Origin of the sequence: Nonomuraea antri (assembly GCF_013283785.1) — a bacterium.
GTDB classification, from domain to species: domain Bacteria; phylum Actinomycetota; class Actinomycetes; order Streptosporangiales; family Streptosporangiaceae; genus Nonomuraea; species Nonomuraea antri.
The window spans coordinates 1-3,675 of sequence record NZ_JABCPZ010000435.1 but is presented as its reverse complement, the minus strand read 5'-3'; the positions used below and the strand labels follow the sequence as shown (position 1 = coordinate 3,675).

Below are 3,675 nucleotides of genomic sequence, written 5' to 3'. Positions count from 1 at the left end.
GGTGGTGGGGTCGTGGTGGTGCCGGGGGCGGCGCCGTACTCGAGGCTCGACGACTCGCCGCCGCCCGACTACGGCGAGTACTTCGACCGCGCCGAGTCGCTCGGCCTGCTCGCCCCGGCCGAGCACCGCGAGGTGTGGATCCCGTTCGAGTCGGCGCGCGGCTGCTGGTGGGGCGCCAAGCACCACTGCACCTTCTGCGGACTGAACGGCACCTCGATGGCCTTCCGCGCCAAGTCGCCCGAACGGGTCGCGGCCGAACTGGCCGAGCAGGCCCGCAGATACCGCAGCTTCAGGTTCGAGGCCGTGGACAACATCCTCGACCCGCGCTACCTGGAGGAGCTGTTCCCGCGCCTGCGCGACTCCGACTACGAGCTGTTCTACGAGGTCAAGGCCAACCTGAGCCGGGCCCAGCTGAAACGGCTGGCCGAGAGCGGCGTCCGGCACATCCAGCCGGGACTGGAGTCGCTGAGCACACCGGTGCTGCGGCTGATGCGCAAGGGCGTCACCGCCGCGCAGAACGTCAACGTGCTGCGCTGGGCCCAGCACTACGGCATCGAGGTGTCGTGGAACCTGCTGTGGGGCTTCCCCGGCGAGCGCGCGGACGACTGCGCCGCCCAGGCCGCGCTGATCCCGCACCTGGCGCACCTGCGGCCGCCGGAGAGCGCGGCCAGGATCTGGCTGGAGCGGTTCAGCCCGCTGTACTCCCGTCCCGAGGAGTTCCCGGTGCGCCACCGCCGCCCCGACCCCGGCTACCGGCACGTCTACCCGGCGGAGGTGGACCTGGAGAAGGTGGCGTACTTCTTCGAGCACGAATTCGAGCACGCACTGCCGGACGTTGCGTACGAGGAGCTGGGGCAGGCCGCCGCCGACTGGGCGGCGGCCTGGTCGGGCGCGCGGCGGCCGGTGCTGACCTTCTGGGCGGCGCCCGGTTTCGTGCAGATCTACGACGGCCGCCACCCCGGCCGCGAGGGCACCTACACCTTTCACGGCCTGCTCGCCGACGTCTACCTGGCCTGCGTGGACCGGCCCATCACGGCCACCGCCGTCCGCGCCCGGCTCGGGTCCGAGGCGTCCGTCGAAGCGCCCTTCGAGGCACCCAAGGAGTCGCCCAACGAGGCACCCAGCGAGCCGCGCAATGAGGCGCCCAACGAGCCGCCCAACGAGGCGCCCAACAAGACACGCAACGAGGCGCCCAATGAGGTGCCGGTCGAGGTGGTGCGTGAGGCGCTGCTGGAGTTCGCGGCGCGCGGCCTGATCTTCCTGGACGGCCCCCGCGCCCTGGCCCTGGCCTTGCCCGCCAACCACGGCCGCTGACGCCCGCGAGGTAAACCAGCGGTCGGCCCGACGTAAGCAATATCACTCTGAGTAGTCAAGAGCTGACATGATCGCTACGATCAGTTACCTCTGGCGGCTTACTGATTGCCATGCGCACTGTGCGATCATGGCGTCCGCTGCTGGCCGGCCTGCCGCTCGTCCTCCTGCCTCCCGCCGCCGCCTTCGTCAACGCCCCCGCCGCAGCCTCCGCTACTGCTGGCGCGCCCTTGGCCGCCGCACCGTTGGCCGCCGCACCGTTGGCCGCCGCACCGTTGGCCGCTGCACCGTTGGCCGCCGCACCCATGGCCTACGCCCCTTTGGCCGCTGCTCCCGCGGATCTGCCGACGCCCATCTCCGCCCCGGCGGCCCGCGCCCGGCTCGCCGGCCTCGTCGTCGCCCGGCCGTACTCCCTGTCCGGCTACGATCGCGAACGCTTCCCGCACTGGTCCTCGCAGGGCGACTCGTGCGACACCAGGGAGATCGTCCTGGCCCGCGACGGCCGTGGCGTCAAACGCGACTCCGAGTGCCGGGCCACCTCCGGCAGCTGGCGCAGCCCGTACGACGGCAAGACCGTCACCGACCCGTCCGACCTCGACGTCGACCACCTGGTGCCGCTGGCCGAGGCCTGGCGATCCGGCGCGCACGAGTGGGGCGAGGCGCGGCGCGAGCAGTTTGCGAACGACCTCGAAGGACCTCAGGTCATCGCCGTCACGGCGGCCTCGAACCGGTCCAAAGGTGACCAGTCACCCGACCAGTGGCGGCCACCCCTGCGTTCCTACTGGTGCACCTACAGCCGGGCCTGGATCGACATCAAGGCTCGCTACCGCCTCACGATCACCCGCGCCGAACACGCCGCCCTGGCCGAAATGCTCACTACCTGCGCCCGCCGCTGACCCGCCCGCCCAAGGCAGCCGCCGCTCAGGACGTCGAGCGCTCAGGACGTTTGGGCACTCAGCATGTCGGGCGCTCAGGACGGCCGACGTCCAGGATGGCCAGCACGCAGGATGGCCAGCACGCAGGATGGCCAGCACCTAGGACAGACGGCAGTCAGGACGGCCGGCACTCAGGACAGGCGGCAGTCAGAACACACAGCACTCAGGACGGGAAACGCAGATAACCGGGCGGGACGTGATCGGTGAGCCAGACGCCGTTCGCGCTGACGTAGAACGTGTGCCCGTCGCCATGCATCGTCCCGGCGTCCACCACCAGCACCACGGGGACGCCTCTGCGCGCCCCTACCCGCGTCGCCGTCTCCCGGTCGGGGGACAGGTGCACGTGACGGCGGCGCATCCGGCGCAGGCCCTCGGCGCGGATCGCGGCCACGCTCGCCTGGACCGTGCCGTGGTAGAGGATCGCGGGCGGTTCGGTGACCGGCAGGTCGAGGTCGACCGCGACCGAGTGGCCCTGACTGGCCCGGATCCTGCCGTTCTCCAGTGCGTAGCGACGCTTGTCGTTCGACTCGACGACGTGCCGGAGCTCGTCCGGCGTGATCGGGAAGCCGTGCGTGGCGGCGGCGCTGAGCAGGTCGTCCACGCCGACCCAGCCGTGCGGGTCGAGCGTGATGCCGATGCGCTGCGGGTCGTGACGCAGGCATCTGGCCAGATATTTGGAGATACGCACCATGCGTCGCTCGTCCATCATCGTCTCATTCTGCAACGAGCGTGCCTGCCGCCGCGACCCCTTGTGTAGGCCGGAGTGACATGCTTACATGTGAACCTCATACACGAGGATGGGTGGGGCGATGACTGCTCAGGTCTCCGACAGCGTGGTCGTGGACGGCGTCAGGTACGAAGTGGCCGGGATCGATGGCGGGCCGCTGTTCGATCCGGAGACGCACGGCATCATCCCCATCGGCTCCAACACCGCCTGCTGGCGCGGCTACATCTGCGACTACGCCGTGGAGTCCGGCCGCTTCCTGCTGGCCGAACTCACCCTCGACACGCAGTCGCAGGTACGCGGCCTGCCCGTGGGGCGCGGCACCGCCGTCTTCGGCGTACACGGCCGGCGCGGCGACTGGGGACACGTCTTCGCCCCGTCGCGCCTGGACGTGCCGTTCACCGGCGCGCTCCTGCTCGGCCGCGACTTCATCGACGACCTGTACCTGCACATGGGCTTCCACCCCGCCTGGAAGTACGAGCACGTGGCCGAACTGGTGCTGCGCGACGGGCGGCTGATCGAGTGGCGCGACTGCTCGGCAGAGATCGCGGAGATCCGGCGGGCCATCGTGGCCGGCGAAACCCGCCACCCCGACGGGCGTCAGGCGGCACCGGGGGACCTGGCGTGGATCAACCGCACGTTCACGCTCGACTACGACCGCACCTTCCCCCTGGACTACGACCGCCTCAGCGACCTCTAACCCCC

At 70.6% G+C, this 3,675-nt stretch carries 4 protein-coding genes; 3 read left to right on the top strand and 1 reads right to left on the bottom strand.

Annotated elements, in window-relative coordinates; genetic code table 11:
* Together HII36_RS53935 and HII36_RS53930 are read left to right on the top strand one after the other, a co-directional pair.
* A partial coding sequence (locus HII36_RS53935; protein ID WP_173531161.1) for a RiPP maturation radical SAM C-methyltransferase occupies positions 1–1,314 on the top strand: 1,314 nt, incomplete at its 5' end.
* Between the two features lie 302 nt (positions 1,315–1,616).
* Complete coding sequence (locus tag HII36_RS53930; protein ID WP_236005178.1) at positions 1,617–2,207, top strand: HNH endonuclease family protein; 591 nt, start codon at positions 1,617–1,619, stop codon at positions 2,205–2,207.
* Positions 2,208–2,409: 202 nt separating this feature from the next.
* Here the strand turns inward: HII36_RS53930 and HII36_RS53925 are convergent, their stop codons facing one another.
* Positions 2,410–2,955, bottom strand: coding sequence for an RNA 2'-phosphotransferase (locus HII36_RS53925; RefSeq protein WP_328808315.1), 546 nt, complete (start codon positions 2,953–2,955; stop codon positions 2,410–2,412).
* 100 nt (positions 2,956–3,055) lie between these two features.
* Here HII36_RS53925 and HII36_RS53920 point away from each other — a divergent pair, with 100 nt between their 5' ends.
* Positions 3,056–3,670, top strand: coding sequence for a hypothetical protein (locus HII36_RS53920; protein ID WP_173531159.1), 615 nt, complete (start codon positions 3,056–3,058; stop codon positions 3,668–3,670).
* The last annotated feature ends 5 nt before the right edge of the window (positions 3,671–3,675 follow it).

Excerpts from the sequence above, each read along its gene's own strand:
- HII36_RS53925 (WP_328808315.1), bottom strand. The coding sequence starts at position 2,955 with ATGATGGACGAGCGACGCATGGTGCGTATCTCCAAATATCTGGCCAGA.
- HII36_RS53920 (WP_173531159.1), top strand. The coding sequence starts at position 3,056 with ATGACTGCTCAGGTCTCCGACAGCGTGGTCGTGGACGGCGTCAGGTAC.
- HII36_RS53930 (WP_236005178.1), top strand. The coding sequence starts at position 1,617 with ATGGCCTACGCCCCTTTGGCCGCTGCTCCCGCGGATCTGCCGACGCCC.